Here is a 20,160-nt window from a genome sequence, read left to right as displayed (position 1 = left end):
GGATGGGAAAGTATGAGTTTTTTTAAAAAACTAAAAGAAAAAATTTCAAAACAAACGGATACAGTTACAGAGAAATTTAAACAAGGATTAGAAAAAACGAGAAATTCATTTGCGGATAAAGTGAATGATTTAGTTTATCGTTACCGTAAAGTGGACGAAGATTTTTTCGAAGAGTTAGAAGAGATCTTAATCGGTGCAGACGTTGGCGTTGCGACGGTAATGGAATTAATTGACCAATTGAAAGAAGAAGTACAACGTCGTAACATTCAAGATCCAAAAGAAGTACAAGCTGTTATTTCAGAAAAACTAGTAGGAATTTACAAAGGCGACAGCGATTTTAGTAACGAAATTAATATGCAAGAGGACCAATTAACGGTTGTTTTATTTGTTGGTGTTAATGGTGTAGGAAAAACGACGACAATTGGTAAACTGGCGCATAAGTTTAAATCAGAAGGTAAGTCAGTCCTATTAGCGGCAGGAGACACATTCCGTGCTGGAGCGATTGAACAATTAGAAGTATGGGGCGATCGCGTTGGTGTAGAAGTGATTAAACAAGGATCTGGATCTGATCCAGCGGCGGTTATGTATGACGCTGTACAAGCTGCGAAAGCACGTAAGGTAGATGTATTACTATGTGACACAGCAGGACGCTTGCAAAATAAAGTAAATTTAATGAAAGAATTAGAGAAGGTGAAGCGTGTAATTGAGCGTGAAGTACCAGGTGCTCCTCATGAAGTATTACTTGTTATTGATGCAACAACAGGACAAAACGGTTTAAGCCAAGCGAAAACATTCCGTGAAGCAACGAATGTAACTGGTATTGTTTTAACGAAGTTAGATGGAACTGCTAAAGGTGGTATTGTATTAGCGATTCGTAACGAAATGGATGTACCAGTGAAGTTTGTTGGATTAGGAGAGCAAATGGATGACTTGCAACAGTTTGATCCAGAACAATATGTGTATGGTTTATTTGCGAACTTAGTAGAAACAGAAGAAGTATAAGTGAAAGGAGCGGTATTTCCGCTTCTTTTTCTATAAAAAATATATGATGTTAAGAAAAAAACTTGACACTCTTTTGGACTACATGTAAACTAATTCATGTAAAGGGAAATCACTTAACAAAGGATGATCCAACATGCTCGAAAAAACAACGAGAATGAACTATTTATTTGATTTTTATCAATCGTTGTTAACGCAAAAACAAAGAAGTTATATGTCGCTTTATTATCTAGATGATTTATCTCTTGGTGAAATTGCGGAAGAATTTGATGTAAGTCGCCAAGCCGTGTATGATAATATTAAACGGACTGAAGCGATGCTTGAAGAATATGAAGAAAAATTAGTATTACTTCAAAAGTTTCAAGAGCGACAGCGACTTGTTGCAAAGCTAAAACAGCTAATCAGCGAAGAAGAGCATGTAAATGAAGAAATGAAACAAGTTGTTGAAGCTATCGAAAAATTAGATTAGGAGGGCGGCAATATGGCATTTGAAGGATTAGCCGACCGACTTCAACAGACAATGCAAAAAATCCGCGGCAAAGGAAAAGTTTCTGAAGCCGATGTGAAAGAAATGATGAGAGAAGTTCGTCTAGCTCTTTTAGAAGCAGATGTTAACTTTAAAGTAGTAAAAGATTTTGTGAAGCGTGTGTCTGAACGTGCTGTCGGACAAGATGTAATGAAAAGTTTGACACCTGGACAACAAGTAATTAAAGTTGTACAGGAAGAACTTACAGAACTTATGGGCGGAGAGCAAAGCAAAATTGCTGTTGCTAATAAGCCACCGACTGTTATTATGATGGTTGGTCTGCAAGGTGCGGGTAAAACAACGACGACAGGTAAGCTTGCGAATTTGCTTCGTAAAAAGCATAACCGTAAACCGATGCTTGTTGCAGCGGATATTTACCGTCCAGCAGCGATTAAACAGCTTGAAACATTAGGGAAGCAATTGGACATGCCTGTATTCTCTTTAGGAGATCAAGTAAGTCCTGTTGAAATTGCGAAACAAGCGATTGCAAAAGCAAAAGAAGATCATCACGATTATGTTTTAATCGATACAGCGGGTCGCCTGCATATTGATGAAGAACTAATGGATGAATTAGCGAAAGTTAAAGAAGTTGCGAAACCGGATGAAATTTTCCTTGTTGTCGATGCGATGACGGGACAAGACGCGGTAAATGTTGCGCAAAGTTTCCATGAACAGTTAGGTTTAACAGGTGTTGTATTAACGAAATTAGATGGTGATACGCGCGGTGGTGCTGCATTATCTATTAAGGCTGTAACAAACACGCCGATTAAATTTGCTGGTATGGGTGAAAAACTAGATGCAATTGAAGCGTTCCATCCAGCGCGTATGGCATCCCGTATTTTAGGGATGGGCGATGTCTTAACATTGATTGAAAAAGCGCAAGCTACAGTTGATGAAGAGAAAGCGAAAGAACTTGAGCAAAAAATGCGTACGCTTTCGTTTACGCTTGACGATTTCCTAGAACAACTTGGACAAGTGCGTCAACTTGGGCCGCTTGATGAATTGTTAGGAATGCTTCCTGGTGCAAATAAAATTAAAGGGCTGAAAAATGCACAAGTTGATGAAAAACAAATTGGGCATATTGAGGCAATTATTCGTTCTATGACTAAATTAGAACGAGAACAACCGGAAATAATCAATGCTAGTCGCAAAAAGCGTATTGCCAAAGGTAGCGGTACAACTGTACAAGAAATCAATCGTCTAATTAAACAATTCGATGACATGAAAAAAATGATGAAGACGATGACGGGAATGCAAAAAGGTAAGAAAAAAGGACTAGGTGGATTGAAGTTTCCATTCATGTAAGGAAAAAAAGATGGCTCTGTTAAGAAAAAATACTTTACAAAGCAATAGTCTTTTTGCTAATATAATTATCTGTGTGAAATAAATTCGGAGGTGCTTTATAAATGGCAGTTAAAATTCGTTTAAAACGTATGGGAGCTAAAAAAACTCCTTTCTATCGTGTAGTTGTTGCAGATTCTCGTTCTCCTCGTGACGGACGTTTCATTGAGGAAATCGGAACTTACAATCCAGTTGCTCAACCAGCTGAAGTTAAGATCAACGAAGAAGCAGCATTAAAATGGTTAGGAAATGGTGCTAAACCATCTGATACAGTTCGTAACTTATTCTCTAACCAAGGTATCATGGAGAAATTCCACTTATCTAAACAAGGTAAGTAATTGAGGCAATGACTATGAAGAAGTTAGTCGAGACGATTGTCAAGCCTCTTGTCGATTATCCTGAAGATGTAAAAGTTACACAGGAACTTTGCAACGGAGAGATAAAGTATCGATTAACTGTACATCCTGAGGATGTTGGAAAAGTCATTGGAAAGCAAGGGAGAGTTGCGAAAGCGATTCGAATGCTCTTGTATTCAGTGGGACATCATAATGATGAAAAAGTAACACTAGAAATTCAATAAACGTAAAAAAGGGCGAGGAGTTATTCCTCTCCCTTTTTTAACATTTAAATAGAGAGTGCATGTTCCATCTGTGAAATGGAGATGCTTAATTTATATAGAAACCAGGGGTGACATACTATTTATGACAAAATGGTTTAACGTAGGGAAAATTGTAAATACTCATGGCGTAAGAGGAGAAATCCGTGTTATTTCTCGTACTGATTTTCCAGAAGAGCGATATAAAGTAGGAAACACGTTATACATATCGAATGAGAAAGGCACAGACTACCTTCCGGTGAAGGTAACTTCTCATCGCCAACATAAGACATTCGATTTATTAACATTTGAAGGATATAACAATGTAGATGAAGTAGAGAAGTTTAAAGGTTCTTTAATAAAAGTACCAGAAGAGCAGTTAGGTGAACTTGCTGAAGGTGAATACTACTATCATGAAATTATTGGTTGCAGTGTTGTAACGGAAGAAGGAGAAGCGCTAGGGACAATCAAAGAGATTCTATCTCCTGGTGCAAATGATGTTTGGGTAATTAAACGCCCGAAGGGTCAAGATCTCTTAATTCCTTATATCGATGACGTTGTACTTCAAGTTAATATTGAAAATAAATTAGTAACCATTCATGTAATGGAAGGGCTGCTATAATGAAAATTGATATTTTAACGTTGTTCCCAGACATGTTTACCGGTGTATTTGGATCTTCTATATTAAAGAAGGCACAAGAAAAAGAAGCGGTAAACCTTCGTGTTGTTAACTTTCGTGATTATACAACAAGTAAGCATAATAGTGTAGACGATTATCCTTACGGCGGAGGAGCTGGTATGGTGCTTACTCCTCAGCCTATTTTTGATGCTGTAGAAGATTTGACGAAAGAGACAGAGCGTAAGCCTAGAGTTGTCTTAATGTGTCCGCAGGGCGAAAGATTTACGCAGAAGAAAGCGGAAGAGCTTGCAGGGGAAGAACATTTGATCTTCGTATGTGGGCATTATGAAGGGTATGACGAACGAATTCGTGAGCATCTCGTAACGGATGAGATTTCTATTGGTGACTATGTATTAACGGGCGGAGAATTAGCCTCTATGGTTATTACTGATAGTGTTGTACGTCTCTTGCCAGGTGTGCTAGGAAATCATGCTTCACAAGTAGAGGATTCGTTTAGTACAGGTTTATTAGAGCATCCTCATTATACACGTCCGGCTGATTTTCGTGGTATGAAGGTACCGGATGTATTAATGTCAGGGAATCATAAAAACATTGATGAATGGCGACATAAGGAATCTTTGCGTCGAACGTATACGCGTAGACCGGATTTGTTAGATGAGAGAGAGTTATCTAAACAAGAGAAAAAATGGCTTGAGGAAATAAAGCGAGAGCAGTAATAACTTCATATATTTGCTATTGCAACAGGCCTAGTAATATGCTATTATAACATTTGTGCTACTGAAATCAGTAGCCGTATTAACGATGTTCCGCTGTAATTTATTAAGACTTTATAAGAGCATCTGTTTAAAGGAGAGAATTTAATATGCAACAATTAATCGCAGAAATTACAAAAGGCCAATTAAAAACTGACCTTCCTTCATTCCGTCCTGGTGACACTTTACGTGTACACGTAAAAGTTGTTGAGGGAACTCGTGAAAGAATTCAGCTTTTCGAAGGTGTTGTAATTAAACGTCGTGGTGGCGGAATCAGTGAAACATTCACAGTTCGTAAGATTTCTTACGGTGTAGGTGTTGAGCGTACATTCCCAGTTCACACGCCAAGAATCGCGAAAATCGAAGTACTTCGCCGTGGTAAAGTACGTCGTGCTAAGTTATACTACTTACGTAACCTTCGCGGTAAAAAAGCACGTATTAAAGAAATTCGATAAGACATGTATGGGAGCTTGTAAATGCACAAGCTCCCTTTTTCCAATCTATATGAAATTTTGGTATAATACGAGCAGTTTACATAACCGTGGAGGGGAAATGCATGAAAAAAGAGAAGAGTTCACTTTGGGAATGGATTAAGGCAATTTTGATTGCTGTTGTATTAGTTGGTGTTATTAGACAGTTTTTCTTTGCGCCAATTCTCGTAGACGGGGTATCGATGGCACCTACTTTACATGATCGTGATCGAATGATTGTGAATAAAATTGGTTATCACATTGGAGATCCAAAACGCTTTGATATTATCGTATTTCGAGCAACAGAAGATAAAGATTACATTAAGCGCATTATAGGCCTGCCAGGCGATGAAATAGAGTATCGTAATGATAAACTGTATGTTAACGGAAAGGCTTATGAGGAGCCGTATTTAGACAAGCAGAAAAAGCAAATTGCTGACGGACCGCTTACATATGATTTTAATCTTGAAGAAATGACAGGCAAGAAAACCGTTCCAAAAGATCAATTATTTGTTTTAGGTGATAATCGTCGTTTTAGTAAAGATAGCCGTTCAATCGGTACGATTTCAATGGATCAAGTAATTGGTAAAGCTAATATGTTATATTGGCCGTTAGAAGACGCACGTATTGTGAAATAAATGAAAAAGAAGGTGGCAACATGGTAATTCAATGGTTTCCAGGGCATATGGCGAAGGCTAGACGCCAAGTAACGGAGAAATTAAAATTAATTGATGTTGTAATTGAACTTGTAGATGCTCGATTACCATTATCATCTCGAAACCCAATGATTGATGAAATCATTACACATAAGCCAAGGCTTGTTGTTTTAAATAAAGCGGATATGGCGGATGATCGTTTAACAAAACAATGGATCGCATATTTTAAAGAAAAAGGCCATATGGCAATTTCGATTAACGCGCAAGCTGGACAAGGTATGAAGGAAATTGCAGCAGCTTGTAAAGTGCTTGTTAAAGAAAAATTTGATAAAATGGTTGCAAAAGGTATTAGACCGAGAGCGATTCGTGCATTAATTGTAGGTATACCAAATGTTGGTAAATCTACATTGATTAATAAATTGGCAAAGAAAAATATTGCTAAAACAGGAGATCGTCCAGGTGTGACAACAGCTCAACAATGGATTAAAGTTGGGAAGGAAATGGAATTGTTAGATACACCAGGTATTCTGTGGCCTAAATTTGAAGATCAATTAGTGGGTCTTCGTTTAGCGACAACGGGTGCAATTAAAGATTCAATTTTAAATTTACAAGATGTAGCTGTTTACGCATTACGTTTTATGGAGAAACATTATCCAGAACGCTTGAAAGAACGCTATAATTTAAATGAGATTCCAGAAGATATTGTGGAATTATTCGATGCAATTGGAAAAAATAGAGGCTGCTTAATGGGCGGCGGAATGATTGATTATGATAAGACATCTGAGCTTGTGCTTCGTGAGCTTCGTGGTGGCAAACTTGGAAAAATGACGTTTGAAACACCGGAAGAGTTTGGAGAGCAAGTGGAAGATGTGGAAAAAATAGAAGAAGTATAAGACGTGCGTTTGTGCGTCTTTTCTTTTTGGATATGTTTAAAAAGGAGCTTGTATAAATGCAAACTATGACGATAAAAGAAGCGGAAAATGTATTGAAAGAAATTATGAATGAAGAAGATGATCGCTTTCAGCTGTTAATGAAAGATGATCGAAAAGGTGTTCAAAAGCTCGTTTTGAAGTGGTATAAACAAAAAGAGTTAGAACAGAAAGAAAAAGAGAAGTTTTTTGAAATGTCCAAGTATGAAAATGCTTTGCGTGAAAAAGGGGTCACATATATCGCGGGTATTGATGAAGTAGGGCGCGGGCCATTGGCTGGGCCTGTTGTGACGGCAGCTGTCGTTCTTCCTGAGGATTTTTATATTCCAGGGTTAAATGACTCGAAAAAGTTGAGTGAAGCGAAACGTGAGCGTTTTTATGATGAAATAAAAGTACAAGCAATTGCAATTGGAGTAGGAATTGTATCACCGCAAGTTATTGATGACATTAATATTTACCAAGCAACGAAACAAGCGATGTTAGATGCAGTTGCAAATTTATCTTGTACACCTCAACATTTATTAATTGATGCGATGAAGCTTCCTACACCAATTCCGCAAACATCAATTATTAAAGGTGATGCGAAAAGTGTTTCGATTTCAGCAGCATCCATTATAGCAAAAGTAACGAGAGATCGTATGATGAAAGAACTGGGAGAGAAGTATCCTGAATATGGATTTGAGCAACATATGGGATATGGCACAAAGCAACATTTAGAGGCAATTGAAGTGCATGGAGTACTAGATGAACACCGCAAGTCATTCGCACCAATTAAAGATATGATTCAAAAATAAGCTGTAAATATACAGCTTATTTTTTTATTTTGGCATATAAACATTACTATTTTCGAAAAAGAATAAAGCGATTTCAGTTTTCTGACACTTTATTGTAGACAGCGTGCCAATCATCTTATACAATGGCAATGTAATGTTTTTTAAACATTAAAAAACTTTTCGAGTAAAACAGGAAAACAGGGGAGGATGGGACCATGAATATCCATGAGTACCAAGGTAAGGCAGTCCTTAGAAGCTATGGGGTTAGCGTTCCGAACGGGAAGGTTGCGTTTACAGTAGAAGAAGCTGTAGAAGCAGCGAAAGAATTAGGAACAGATGTATGTGTAGTGAAAGCACAAATTCACGCTGGTGGACGCGGCAAAGCTGGCGGAGTAAAAGTTGCGAAAAATTTAGATGAAGTTCGTACATATGCAGAAAGCATTTTAGGAACTACACTTGTGACACATCAAACAGGTCCTGAAGGTAAGGAAGTAAAACGCTTACTTATCGAAGAAGGTTGCGATATTAAAAAAGAATATTATGTAGGTCTAGTTTTAGATCGTGCAACTTCTCAAGTTGTTTTAATGGCGTCTGAAGAAGGCGGAACAGAAATTGAAGAAGTAGCAGAAAAAACACCTGAAAAAATCTTTAAAGAATATATTGATCCAGCAGTAGGCTTGCAAGGTTTCCAAGCGCGCCGAATTGCATTTAACATCAATATTCCAAAAGAGCTTGTAGGACAAGCTGTGAAGTTTATGATGGGCTTATATCGTGCGTTTATCGAAAAAGATTGCTCTATCGCTGAGATTAACCCACTTGTTACAACAGGCGAAGGTAAAGTTATGGCATTAGATGCAAAATTAAACTTTGATTCTAATGCGTTATATCGCCATAAAGACATTTTAGAGCTTCGTGATCTTGATGAAGAGGATTCAAAAGAAATTGAAGCTTCAAAATACGACTTAAACTACATTCCTTTAGATGGAAATATCGGTTGTATGGTTAATGGTGCAGGTTTAGCGATGGCTACAATGGATATCATTAAACATTACCACGGTGACCCAGCTAACTTCTTAGATGTTGGTGGCGGTGCAACTGCAGAAAAAGTTACAGAAGCATTCAAAATTATCCTTTCTGACAAAAATGTAAAAGGTATCTTCGTTAACATTTTTGGTGGCATTATGAAGTGTGATGTTATTGCAGAAGGTGTTATTGAAGCAACGAAACAAGTAGGTCTTGAGTTACCTTTAGTTGTACGTCTTGAAGGCACAAACGTAGAACTAGGTAAGAAAATTTTAAATGAGTCTGGCTTAAATATTGTTGCAGCAGAATCTATGGCAGACGGTGCACAAAAAATTGTTTCACTAGTGGGCTAATAGAAAGCGGGGGAGAAAAATGAGCGTATTAGTTAATAAAGATACAAAAGTTATTGTTCAAGGTATTACAGGTTCTCAAGGTTTATTCCATACAAAACAAATGATTGAATACGGTACGAAAATTGTCGGTGGTGTAACACCAGGTAAGGGCGGCACTGATATTGAAGGTGTACCAGTATTTGATACAGTAGAAGATGCAGTGAAAGCAACAGGCGCAAACGCTTCAGTTGTATACGTTCCACCCGCTTTTGCGGCAGATGCAATTATGGAAGCTGTTGATGCAGAAATTGATTTAGTAGTATGTATTACTGAAGGGATTCCTGTATTAGATATGGTAAACGTAAAGAGATATATGGCGGGTAAACATACACGTTTACTTGGACCAAACTGCCCAGGTGTAATCACACCAGATGAATGTAAGATTGGTATTATGCCAGGATATATTCATAAAAAAGGTCATGTTGGTATCGTATCTCGCTCTGGTACATTAACTTATGAAGCTGTACATCAGTTAACACAAGAAGGTATTGGCCAATCTACTGCTGTAGGTATCGGCGGAGACCCTGTTAACGGTACAGACTTTATTGATGCGTTAAAAGCATTTAATGAAGATGAAGAAACACATGCTGTAATTATGATTGGTGAAATCGGCGGTACAGCAGAAGAAGAGGCAGCTGAATGGGTAAAAGCTAATATGACAAAACCTGTTGTAGGCTTCATTGGTGGTCAAACAGCGCCTGCTGGCAAACGTATGGGCCATGCTGGTGCAATCATTTCTGGCGGTAAAGGAACTGCTGCTGAAAAGATTAAAACAATGGAAGCTTGTGGCATTAAAGTAGCTGAAACTCCAGCAGTTATGGGAGAAACGCTAATCTCTGTTTTAAAAGAAAAAGGTTTATTTGAGACTTGTAAAAACTATTAATCTGTTGAAAGACACCTTCTTACTTGAGGGTGTCTTTTTACACTTTTTTCTGTTTACATAATAAAAATTATGGGTAAGGAGAATCAAGATGAAAAGAGAGAGGTTATTACATGTTCATTACTTGCTAGCAGATTATTGGAAAGCGATGGAGAGGCTACTATATGTCGATCCAGAATTAAAGAACATATATAATTTTAACGAAAAACAAATGGAACACTACACTGGAATATCCTCGAAAAAATCTTCAGAACTAGTAAAATTTCTTCAAAATTCAAATCTTCCGCAATATATATCTTATTTAGAGAGAAATCGTATTTTTTATATAACGATATGGGATGAAGATTATCCGCAATTATTACGTGAAATGCAAGACCCTCCCTTCGTTTTATATGGAAAAGGAGAGAAAGATTTCCTGAATAAAGTAAATAAATTAGCAGTTGTTGGAACGAGAGAACCATCATTATATGGTCATGAGAGTTTGAAGTTTATTTTACACCCTTTATTAGAAAGAGAGTGGCTTATTGTCAGTGGGTTTGCAAAAGGGATAGATACAATGTCTCATGAGATTACAGTAAGGCATCATTGCCCGACTATTGCGATATTAGGGCATGGATTGTCTTTTATGTATCCGAAAGAAAATAGACATTTATATGAAATGTGGAAGGAATATATATTGTTATTGACAGAGTATCCGCCGCACTATGCACCGAAAAAATGGTATTTTCCAAAAAGGAACCGGATTATTAGTGGTATAAGTAAAGGTGTTTTAGTTGTAGAAGCGAAATCGAGAAGCGGAACACTTATTACTGCAGACCTTGCGTTAGAGCAAAATAGAGAGGTGTTTGCGCTTCCTGGACCTATATTTGTAGAGGGGGCATCGGGAACGAATCATCTTATTCAGCAAGGAGCAAAACTAGTAAGAAATGCAGAAGATATCTTGGAAGAGATTTTAAATTAACCTTATATTTTTATGTTTTTATTAAACAATTATTGACAAATGGTAGATTGGCACTGTATGGTATATTCATTCTTGATTGACAAAAACAAGAGAAATCAATAAGATTAATGAAGACTTGAATCCACCTCTTAAGGAGGCACTAGCATGTCAGATTACCTCGTAATCGTGGAGTCGCCTTCTAAGGCGAAGACCATTGAGAAATATTTAGGGAAAAAATACAAAGTTGTCGCGTCTATGGGACATGTTCGCGATTTGCCAAAAAGTCAAATGGGGATAGAAGTAAAGAACAACTTCACCCCGAAGTATATTACCATTCGTGGTAAAGGTCCCGTCTTAAAAGATTTAAAATCAGCGGCGAAAAAAGCAAAGAAAGTCTATCTCGCGGCCGATCCAGACCGTGAAGGGGAAGCGATTGCTTGGCATTTAGCGAATACGTTAAATGTGGACGTTGAATCAGATTGTCGGGTTGTGTTTAATGAGATTACGAAAGATGCAATCAAAGAATCATTTAAACATCCTCGTGCAATTAATATGGATTTAGTGGATGCACAACAAGCAAGACGTATACTTGATCGTCTTGTTGGTTACAATATTAGTCCTTTATTATGGAAGAAAGTAAAAAAAGGATTAAGTGCAGGACGTGTACAATCTGTAGCAGTTCGTTTAATCATCGAGCGTGAAAGGGAAATTCAAAACTTTGAACCTGAAGAATTCTGGACAATTAAAACAGAATTTGTAAAAGGAAAAGACACATTTGAAGCAAGCTTTTACGGTGTAGATGGTGAAAAAGTTCAATTAACAAATGAAACGCAAGTGAATGAAATAATTGAACAGATGAAAGACAATGCGTTTTCAGTTGAAAATGTAACGCGCAAAGAGCGAAAACGTAATCCTGCATTACCGTTTACAACATCTTCCTTGCAACAAGAAGCAGCACGTAAGTTAAACATGCGAGCAAAGAAAACAATGATGCTTGCACAGCAATTGTATGAAGGGATAGATCTTGGAAAACAAGGAACTGTAGGTCTTATTACGTATATGAGAACTGATTCAACACGTATCTCAGAAACAGCTCAAACAGAGGCTCGTACTTACATCACTGAAGCGTATGGTACGGAATACATAGGAACAGAAAAGAAGAAAGAAACGAAAAAGTCAAATGCGCAAGATGCGCATGAGGCAATTCGTCCTACTTCGGTAATGAGAAAGCCAGAGGAACTAAAAAGTTTCTTAGGTCGTGATCAACTTCGATTATATAAATTGATTTGGGAGCGATTTGTTGCAAGTCAAATGGCGTCTGCTATAATGGATACTGTGACAGCGAGACTCATTAATAACAATGTTCAGTTCCGTGCAAGTGGATCGGTTGTAAAGTTCCCAGGATTTATGAAAGTGTATGTAGAGTCAAAAGATGATGGTGCTGAAGAAAAGGATAAGATGTTGCCACCTTTAGAAGTAGGGGAAACTGTATTTTCAAAGGATTTAGAACCAAAGCAACATTTTACACAACCTCCTCCGCGCTATACAGAGGCTCGCCTAGTAAGAACACTTGAAGAACTTGGAATTGGAAGACCGTCAACATATGTACCTACACTTGAAACAATTCAAAAGCGTGGGTATGTAGGTTTGGATAATAAACGCTTCGTTCCGACTGAACTTGGTGAAATAGTAATTGAACTTATTTTAGAGTTTTTCCCAGAAATTATTAACATTGAATTTACTGCCAATATGGAGCAAAGCCTTGATGAAGTAGAAGAAGGAAATGCGAATTGGGTAAAAATTGTTGATGATTTCTACGTAGGTTTTGAACCGCGTTTAGAAAAAGCGGAAAAAGAAATGCGTGAAGTGGAAATTAAAGATGAACCAGCTGGGGAAGATTGTGAATTATGTAATCACCCAATGGTCTTTAAAATGGGTAAATACGGGAAATTTATGGCTTGCTCGAATTTCCCAGATTGTCGTAATACAAAGCCGATTGTGAAAGAAATCGGTGTTACTTGTCCAAAGTGTGATAAGGGTCAAATTATTGAACGCCGTAGTAATAAAAAGAAACGTCTTTTCTATGGGTGCGGTACGTATCCGGAATGCGACTTTGTATCTTGGGATAAGCCAATTGGTCGTAAGTGTCCGAAGTGCGAAGGCATGCTTGTAGAGAAAAAGTTGAAAAAAGGCGTGCAAGTACAATGTATTTCGTGCGATTATGAAGAAGAACAACAAATGTGAGCGTAACTGCTCACATTTTTTTCGGGAAGAAAAGGAAAGGTGATATAAATGACAACACAAGTAGTAAACGTCATTGGCGCAGGTCTTGCAGGAAGTGAAGCAGCTTACCAAATTGCAAAACGTGGTGTCCAAGTTAGATTATATGAAATGAGACCGGTAAGGCAAACGCCAGCTCATCACACAGATAAATTCGCTGAATTAGTATGTAGTAACTCACTTCGTGCAAACACTTTAACAAATGCAGTTGGAGTTATTAAAGAGGAAATGCGCTTAATGGATTCTGTAATTATTCGTGCGGCGGATGAGTGCTCTGTACCAGCTGGAGGTGCTTTAGCTGTAGATCGTCATGAGTTCGCAGCTAAAGTAACAGAATACGTAAAGAACCATCCAAATGTAACTGTAATGAATGAAGAAATTACAGATATTCCAGAGGGACCGACAATTATTGCTACAGGTCCATTAACATCTCCTGATCTTTCTGCAAAATTGAAAGAATTAACAGGAGAAGATTATTTCTACTTCTATGATGCTGCAGCCCCAATCGTAGAAAAAGACAGCATTGACATGAATAAAGTGTATTTAAAATCGCGTTATGACAAAGGTGAAGCTGCATATTTAAATTGCCCAATGACAGAAGAAGAGTTCGATCGTTTTTATGAGGCTCTAATTGCTGCTGAGACAGTGCCTTTAAAAGAGTTTGAAAAAGAAATTTTCTTTGAAGGTTGTATGCCAGTAGAAGTTATGGCAAGTAGAGGGAGACAGACGTTAGTATTTGGACCTATGAAACCTGTTGGATTGGAAGATCCCAAAACAGGGAAAACGCCATATGCTGTTGTTCAGTTACGTCAAGATGATGCAGCGGGAACTTTATACAATATCGTAGGTTTCCAAACTCATTTAAAGTGGGGACCGCAAAAAGAAGTGCTACAGTTAATTCCGGGATTGGAAAATGCAGAGATTGTACGTTATGGTGTAATGCATCGTAATACGTTTATTAATTCACCTAATTTGCTTCGTCCAACATATCAATATAAACAACGTGATGATTTATTCTTCGCTGGTCAAATGACTGGAGTAGAGGGATATGTTGAATCAGCAGCATCAGGATTATTAGCAGGAATTAATGCTGCGCGTCTTGTGCAAGGTGAAGAGCCAGTTGTATTACCGCCAGTAACTGCGATGGGTAGCATGGCAAATTACATTACGGCAACGAACGCTAAAAACTTCCAGCCGATGAATGCGAACTTCGGTCTATTTGCACCGTTAGAGAAGAAGATTAAAAAGAAAGCAGAACGAAATGAAGCGTACGCAGCACGCGCTTTAGAAACGATTCGAAATTTTGTGAATATTTAGTTAAATTTCTTGCAAAGGCTACTAAGTTGTGATACGATTTAGTAGCCTTTATTGAGATAATATGAAGCGACCTCCTAGATTATCAAGTCAGGGATTTTAACCCATAATAATGAATGAAAACATTATGAATGGGGTTATACCCTATGATAATAGGAGGCCACTATGGAAAATATAATCTATATTGGGATGGATGTCCACAAGGAAAGTTTTAGCTTATGTGCACTACACGGAACAACTGGGGAAATTGTAAGAGAAGCACGATGTGCTTCAAATGTATCTCTCGTAAAAAAATTCGTTGAGAAACTGAAAACAAAATATGGTGAAGATATAAAAATTAAAGCTGGATATGAGGCTGGTTGTTTAGGGTATTCACTTCATAATCTTCTTGAACAAAATGGAATTGATTGTGATATTTTAGCTCCCACAACAATGTACAGTTCATCAAAAAATAAAATGGTTAAAAATGATAAATTCGATGCCAAAATGATTGCTCTTAATTTAGCAAATGGCACCTATAAAGAAGTATATGTTCCAGAAGAAGAGGATGTTGCCGTGAAAGAGTATATCCGCATGTTAGGTGATTTTAAAACATCTTTGAAAAAAATAAAACAACAGATAAAAGCATTCCTTTTAAGGCATGGCTATGTGTATGAAGGGAAATCAAGCTGGACAATCGCTTATATGAAATGGTTAAAGAATCTTGATCTACAAGGATTATTCAAAGAAACGTTAGGCGAATACCTATTACAGTATGATGTTCTAGTCGATAAAATTGAGCGGTTCAGTCTGAGATTAGAAGAATTATCTCATCGTGAAAGGTACGAAGAACCAATCGCAAATTTAAGATGCTTAAAAGGTATAGATACAACATCGGCAATGACTGTTCATGTGGAAATTGCAGACTTCACTCGTTTTCCCACGGCTAAAGCATTTATGGCTTATGTAGGATTGACACCAAGCGAAAGCTCAAGTGGAGAAAAAATCAGTCGACGTTCGATTACAAAACAAGGAAATTCGACCGTTAGGTCTACTCTTGTAGAATGTGCAAATGCGTTGGTAAAAGGAACAATCGGATTAAAATCGAAGCGAGTGAAAGCAAGACAAAAAGGGCAACGAAGCGAAGTGATTGCTTATGCGGATCAGGCTGTAGAAAGGTTACAAAGAAAATATTATCGCATGATATATCAAGGGAAACCTAGAAATGTTGCCGTTACAGCTATCGCAAGAGAACTGGGGTGTTTTATATGGGGATTAGAAACAGGTAAAATTCACCGAAAATAAAGAGGGAAGGATATGAAGTTGATTGATTCATTCATAGTTAGAAACCAAAGGTATCAATTGATGGCATAGATGAGCTTCAGAGATAGTGAATTACAGGTCTGGCTATCTATGACTCACCTCTTCTGGCATGGCTGAAATTCTGATAAACAAGCTATTTATTAGAATTTGAAAAGGTGTGATCCACGCAGTGAGATTATAAGAGCCTAACGACGAACCATTAACCTGAGGTAACCAATCCACGAATAACAGAGTGGTTAACTGTCGATAGATCTTATTTCTGAAGCTTTTGTATGCCATCAAGAAAAATATTATGGGTGAAAAACTATTGACAAAGGTCACTTCATAACAGGTGAGTTGTGTGAATGTGAAGAAATTGTTACAATTATTCGTTGGATATTTACAAATTGAAAGAAATTATTCAAAATATACAATTGCAAGTTATCAAAATGATTTAGAACATTTTGTGCAATTTATGGAACGAGAAGGCATATCCTCTTTTTTAGACGTTACATACGCGGATGTTCGTTTGTACTTAACGACGTTGCACGATGAAAAGTTAGCCCGTAAATCTGTCGCAAGAAAAGTATCAAGCTTACGAAGTTTATATCGTTTTTTGATGCGTGAAGGTTATCGAAAGGATAATCCGTTTGCACTTGCGTCACTCCCCAAAAAAGAATTGTCAATCCCAAAGTTTTTATATGCTGAAGAGTTAGAGGAATTATTTGAAGTTTCTGACACGGAAACGCCATTAGGTCAAAGGAATCAAGCTTTATTAGAGTTGATGTATGCGACTGGGATCCGTGTGAGTGAATGTGTCAATTTACAACTTACCGATATTGACTTTGCGGTGGGAACAATTTTAGTAATGGGAAAAGGAAAAAAACAAAGGTATATTCCGTTCGGAAGCTATGCGCAAGATTCTTTAATTACTTATATAGAGAATGGGAGAAAACAGTTAGTTAATAAGACTGACGAAGATTCTCATATGGTATTTTTAAATGCGAAAGGTACACCGCTAACAAGTCGTGGGGTTCGTTATGTTTTAAATGAACTCATTAAAAAGGCTTCGCTGACAATGCGGATAAGTCCCCATATGTTAAGGCATACATTTGCTACACATATGCTAGATGAAGGGGCGGATTTACGTACTGTACAGGAGCTATTAGGCCATGAAAATTTGTCGACGACACAAATTTATACGCATGTCTCTAAAGAAAGATTGCGTTCTGTTTACATGAAGCATCACCCGCGGGCATAAATTGCTTTAAAAGCTATAAAAACAAATAAAGGAGTTTTTTCTATGGGAAATTTCCACGCTACAACGATATTTGCAGTTCATCATAATGGAGAATGTGCAATGGCTGGAGATGGCCAAGTGACAATGGGAAATGCTGTTGTAATGAAACATACAGCTCGTAAAGTTCGTAAACTTTTCCAAGGTAAAGTTTTAGCTGGTTTCGCAGGATCAGTTGCTGACGCATTTACTCTTTTTGAAATGTTTGAAGGGAAATTAGAAGAGTATAATGGCAACTTGCAGCGTGCTGCTGTTGAAATGGCAAAACAATGGCGTGGCGATAAAATGTTACGTCAGCTAGAAGCGATGCTCATTGTCATGGATAAAACAACTATGCTCCTTGTTTCAGGTACAGGAGAAGTGATTGAACCGGATGATGGTATTTTAGCAATTGGATCTGGTGGGAATTATGCACTTTCTGCAGGTCGTGCTTTAAAGCAATATGCAAGTGAACACTTAACAGCGAAGCAAATTGCGAAAGCGAGTTTAGAGATTGCTGGCGATATTTGTGTTTATACGAATCACAACATAATTGTTGAAGAATTGTAGAATCGTAAGGGAGGCATTTTATATGCATTTACATTTTACTCCGCGCCAAATTGTGGAAAAATTAGATCAATACATCATCGGTCAAAAAGACGCAAAGAAAGCGGTTGCTGTAGCGTTGAGAAATCGATATCGCCGCAGTAAATTAGCTGAAAATTTACGTGACGAAATTGCGCCTAAAAATATTTTAATGATTGGACCGACAGGTGTTGGGAAAACAGAGGTAGCACGACGAATGGCGAAACTCGTTGGAGCACCTTTTATTAAGGTTGAGGCTACAAAATTCACAGAAGTTGGATATGTGGGTAGAGATGTAGAGTCGATGGTACGTGACTTGGTGGAAACATCGGTTCGTATCGTAAAAGAAGAAATGGTAGTGAAAGTTCAAGATAAAGCAGAAGAGCAAGCGAATCAACGTCTTGTTGAAATTTTAGTGCCGAGTCCGGAGAAGCAATCTGGATTCAAAAATCCATTAGAGATGCTTTTTGGAGGCGCTCAAAATTCGAATCAAACGTCTGATACACAAGAAGATGTTGAAATCGAAAAGAAACGTCAAGATGTGGAGAGAAAGCTTGCTGCAGGGCTTCTTGAAGAAGAAATTGTATCGATTGAAGTGACTGAACAACAGTCTTCCATGTTTGATATGTTACAAGGAACTGGCATGGAACAAATGGGAATGAATTTCCAAGATGCGCTAGGAAGTTTTATGCCGAAAAAAACGAAAAAACGTAAACTTTCTGTAAAAGAAGCAAGAAAACTCTTGACAAATGAAGAGGCACAGCGCTTAATTGATATGGATGAAGTTACACAAGAGGCTGTTTATCGTGCTGAACAGCTCGGGATTATTTTTATCGATGAAATTGACAAAATTGCTGGTAAGCAGTCGAATAGCGTAGATGTATCACGTGAAGGTGTGCAACGTGACATTCTGCCAATTGTAGAAGGGTCGAATGTTGCGACAAAATACGGATCAGTAAAAACGGATTATATTTTATTCGTTGCAGCTGGAGCGTTCCATATGTCTAAACCGTCGGATTTAATTCCGGAATTGCAAGGGAGATTTCCGATTCGAGTAGAATTAACAAAATTATCGACAGACGATTTTGTTAAAATATTAATCGAGCCTGACAATGCGTTAATTAAACAATATATGGCATTATTAGCGACTGAAGGTATAGAAATTGAATTTTCAGACGAAGCTATTCGTAAGATTGCTGAGATTGCTTATCAAGTTAATCAGGATACAGATAATATTGGAGCAAGAAGACTTCATACGATTATGGAGAAGCTCCTTGAAGATTTATCGTTTGAAGCATCTGAAATTACGTTAGAGAAAATAACGATAACACCTCAATACGTTGAGGAGAAATTAGCAACAATTGCTAAAAATAAAGATGTGAGCCAGTTTATTTTGTAATAGTGTCATCAGGTGACTCGCCCTAGTTTCCAAGTGATGAAAAAATATGTGAGTAACATGTAGGAGGAACTTTTGAAATGGAATTATTAGCAAAAACGAGAAAATTAAATGCGTTATTACAGAGCGCAGCAGGGAAGCCTGTAAACTTTAGAGAAATGTCTGACACAATGTGTGAAGTAATCGAAGCAAACGTATTCGTAGTTAGCCGTCGTGGTAAATTACTAGGTTATGCAATTCACCAACAAATCGAAAACGAACGCATGAAGCAAATGCTTGCAGAACGTCAATTCCCAGAAGAATATACACAAAGCTTATTCAACATTACAGAAACATCTTCAAACTTAGATGTGAACAGTGCTTACACAGCATTCCCGGTAGAAAACAGAGAATTATTCGGTCAAGGTTTAACTACAATCGTACCAATCGTTGGTGGCGGTGAGCGTCTAGGTACATTAGTGTTAGCTCGTCTTGGTCAAGAGTTCTTAGATGATGATTTAATCCTTGCTGAGTACAGCTCAACTGTTGTAGGTATGGAAATCTTACGTGAAAAAGCAGAAGAAATCGAAGAGGAAGCGCGTAGTAAAGCTGTTGTTCAAATGGCAATCAGCTCATTATCTTACAGTGAGTTAGAAGCAATTGAGCATATCTTCGAAGAATTAAATGGAACAGAAGGTTTACTTGTTGCAAGTAAAATTGCTGATCGCGTAGGAATTACTCGCTCTGTAATCGTAAATGCACTACGTAAATTAGAAAGTGCTGGTGTTATTGAGTCTCGCTCTTTAGGTATGAAAGGAACATACATTAAAGTGCTAAACGACAAGTTTCTACAAGAACTTGCTAAATTAAAAACAAACTAATTTATAAAAAACTCTCCTCAATTGAGGAGAGTTTTTTTGTGCAATGGATAGAAGATGCTTGTGAAAAGTGTCATAAGCGTGTTTTCTGGGAAAACTATTAATTGTATTTACTTTTTTGCTTAAAAGAAAAGAAGGTTGGTAATACTAGAATTCGAGTATGAACAAAGAAAGTTTTACATTGTTCGCATTTTCGACTTGATTGTAATATTTCAGTATGATATAGTAAGCAGTGGTGTCAGTACAAAGTACACA

At 37.5% G+C, this 20,160-nt stretch carries 21 protein-coding genes; all 21 read left to right on the top strand.

Annotation, left to right across the window (positions count from 1 at the left end; genetic code table 11):
• Positions 1 to 12: 12 nt before the first annotated feature.
• A complete protein-coding gene (gene ftsY / locus MHH55_RS13250) occupies positions 13 to 1,002 on the top strand; it encodes a signal recognition particle-docking protein FtsY (RefSeq protein ID WP_000007655.1) in 990 nt (329 codons plus the stop codon).
• Between the two features lie 133 nt (positions 1,003 to 1,135).
• The gene (locus MHH55_RS13245; RefSeq protein WP_000891062.1) at positions 1,136 to 1,468 is read left to right on the top strand and encodes a putative DNA-binding protein; all 333 of its coding nucleotides are present in this window, start codon (positions 1,136 to 1,138) and stop codon (positions 1,466 to 1,468) included.
• Between the two features lie 12 nt (positions 1,469 to 1,480).
• Positions 1,481 to 2,830: a signal recognition particle protein gene (gene ffh / locus MHH55_RS13240; protein WP_078186357.1), complete on the top strand. Its 1,350-nt coding sequence runs from the start codon at positions 1,481 to 1,483 to the stop codon at positions 2,828 to 2,830.
• Positions 2,831 to 2,931: 101 nt separating this feature from the next.
• A complete protein-coding gene (gene rpsP / locus MHH55_RS13235) occupies positions 2,932 to 3,204 on the top strand; it encodes a 30S ribosomal protein S16 (protein WP_000268750.1) in 273 nt (90 codons plus the stop codon).
• Between the two features lie 14 nt (positions 3,205 to 3,218).
• Positions 3,219 to 3,446: a KH domain-containing protein gene (locus MHH55_RS13230; protein ID WP_000737401.1), complete on the top strand. Its 228-nt coding sequence runs from the start codon at positions 3,219 to 3,221 to the stop codon at positions 3,444 to 3,446.
• A 121-nt stretch (positions 3,447 to 3,567) separates the two neighbouring features.
• Positions 3,568 to 4,083, top strand: coding sequence for a ribosome maturation factor RimM (rimM, locus tag MHH55_RS13225; RefSeq protein ID WP_000170278.1), 516 nt, complete (start codon positions 3,568 to 3,570; stop codon positions 4,081 to 4,083).
• The gene (gene trmD / locus MHH55_RS13220; protein ID WP_000686903.1) at positions 4,083 to 4,817 is read left to right on the top strand and encodes a tRNA (guanosine(37)-N1)-methyltransferase TrmD; all 735 of its coding nucleotides are present in this window, start codon (positions 4,083 to 4,085) and stop codon (positions 4,815 to 4,817) included. The genes rimM and trmD overlap by 1 nt, the downstream gene beginning before the upstream one ends.
• 146 nt (positions 4,818 to 4,963) lie before the next feature.
• Positions 4,964 to 5,308 (top strand): 50S ribosomal protein L19, encoded by a 345-nt coding sequence (gene rplS, locus MHH55_RS13215; protein WP_001186516.1) that lies wholly within the window; start codon positions 4,964 to 4,966, stop codon positions 5,306 to 5,308.
• Between the two features lie 101 nt (positions 5,309 to 5,409).
• On the top strand, positions 5,410 to 5,961 hold the full coding sequence (gene lepB, locus MHH55_RS13210; protein ID WP_078186356.1) for a signal peptidase I: 552 nt from the start codon (positions 5,410 to 5,412) through the stop codon (positions 5,959 to 5,961).
• Between the two features lie 20 nt (positions 5,962 to 5,981).
• Entirely contained in the window at positions 5,982 to 6,872 is an 891-nt protein-coding gene (ylqF, locus tag MHH55_RS13205; RefSeq protein ID WP_000236704.1) for a ribosome biogenesis GTPase YlqF, read from the top strand.
• Positions 6,873 to 6,928: 56 nt separating this feature from the next.
• A complete protein-coding gene (locus tag MHH55_RS13200) occupies positions 6,929 to 7,702 on the top strand; it encodes a ribonuclease HII (RefSeq protein WP_001194265.1) in 774 nt (257 codons plus the stop codon).
• Between the two features lie 194 nt (positions 7,703 to 7,896).
• On the top strand, positions 7,897 to 9,057 hold the full coding sequence (gene sucC / locus MHH55_RS13195; protein ID WP_001020791.1) for an ADP-forming succinate--CoA ligase subunit beta: 1,161 nt from the start codon (positions 7,897 to 7,899) through the stop codon (positions 9,055 to 9,057).
• Positions 9,058 to 9,076: 19 nt separating this feature from the next.
• The gene (gene sucD / locus MHH55_RS13190) at positions 9,077 to 9,979 is read left to right on the top strand and encodes a succinate--CoA ligase subunit alpha (protein ID WP_000115178.1); all 903 of its coding nucleotides are present in this window, start codon (positions 9,077 to 9,079) and stop codon (positions 9,977 to 9,979) included.
• 88 nt (positions 9,980 to 10,067) lie between these two features.
• On the top strand, positions 10,068 to 10,937 hold the full coding sequence (gene dprA / locus MHH55_RS13185; protein ID WP_078186355.1) for a DNA-processing protein DprA: 870 nt from the start codon (positions 10,068 to 10,070) through the stop codon (positions 10,935 to 10,937).
• 144 nt (positions 10,938 to 11,081) lie between these two features.
• The gene (gene topA / locus MHH55_RS13180) at positions 11,082 to 13,160 is read left to right on the top strand and encodes a type I DNA topoisomerase (RefSeq protein ID WP_001286963.1); all 2,079 of its coding nucleotides are present in this window, start codon (positions 11,082 to 11,084) and stop codon (positions 13,158 to 13,160) included.
• A 48-nt stretch (positions 13,161 to 13,208) separates the two neighbouring features.
• Complete coding sequence (gene trmFO / locus MHH55_RS13175) at positions 13,209 to 14,513, top strand: FADH(2)-oxidizing methylenetetrahydrofolate--tRNA-(uracil(54)-C(5))-methyltransferase TrmFO (protein WP_000213002.1); 1,305 nt, start codon at positions 13,209 to 13,211, stop codon at positions 14,511 to 14,513.
• 162 nt (positions 14,514 to 14,675) lie between these two features.
• Positions 14,676 to 15,794, top strand: a complete 1,119-nt coding sequence (locus MHH55_RS13170; protein ID WP_340880263.1) for an IS110 family transposase — start codon at positions 14,676 to 14,678, stop codon at positions 15,792 to 15,794.
• A gap of 358 nt (positions 15,795 to 16,152) precedes the next feature.
• Positions 16,153 to 17,052, top strand: a complete 900-nt coding sequence (xerC, locus tag MHH55_RS13165; protein ID WP_001101243.1) for a tyrosine recombinase XerC — start codon at positions 16,153 to 16,155, stop codon at positions 17,050 to 17,052.
• Positions 17,053 to 17,094: 42 nt separating this feature from the next.
• The gene (gene hslV / locus MHH55_RS13160) at positions 17,095 to 17,637 is read left to right on the top strand and encodes an ATP-dependent protease proteolytic subunit HslV (protein ID WP_000526272.1); all 543 of its coding nucleotides are present in this window, start codon (positions 17,095 to 17,097) and stop codon (positions 17,635 to 17,637) included.
• Positions 17,638 to 17,659: 22 nt separating this feature from the next.
• On the top strand, positions 17,660 to 19,051 hold the full coding sequence (hslU, locus tag MHH55_RS13155) for an ATP-dependent protease ATPase subunit HslU (RefSeq protein WP_000550078.1): 1,392 nt from the start codon (positions 17,660 to 17,662) through the stop codon (positions 19,049 to 19,051).
• Between the two features lie 77 nt (positions 19,052 to 19,128).
• The gene (gene codY, locus MHH55_RS13150; protein WP_000421290.1) at positions 19,129 to 19,908 is read left to right on the top strand and encodes a GTP-sensing pleiotropic transcriptional regulator CodY; all 780 of its coding nucleotides are present in this window, start codon (positions 19,129 to 19,131) and stop codon (positions 19,906 to 19,908) included.
• Positions 19,909 to 20,160 lie beyond the last annotated feature (252 nt).

Source organism: Bacillus sp. FSL K6-2944 (genome assembly GCF_038005385.1).
Lineage (GTDB): Bacteria > Bacillota > Bacilli > Bacillales > Bacillaceae_G > Bacillus_A > Bacillus_A cereus.
Note: the sequence above shows the minus strand (reverse complement) of the source record. Positions and strands in the feature narration are given on the sequence as shown.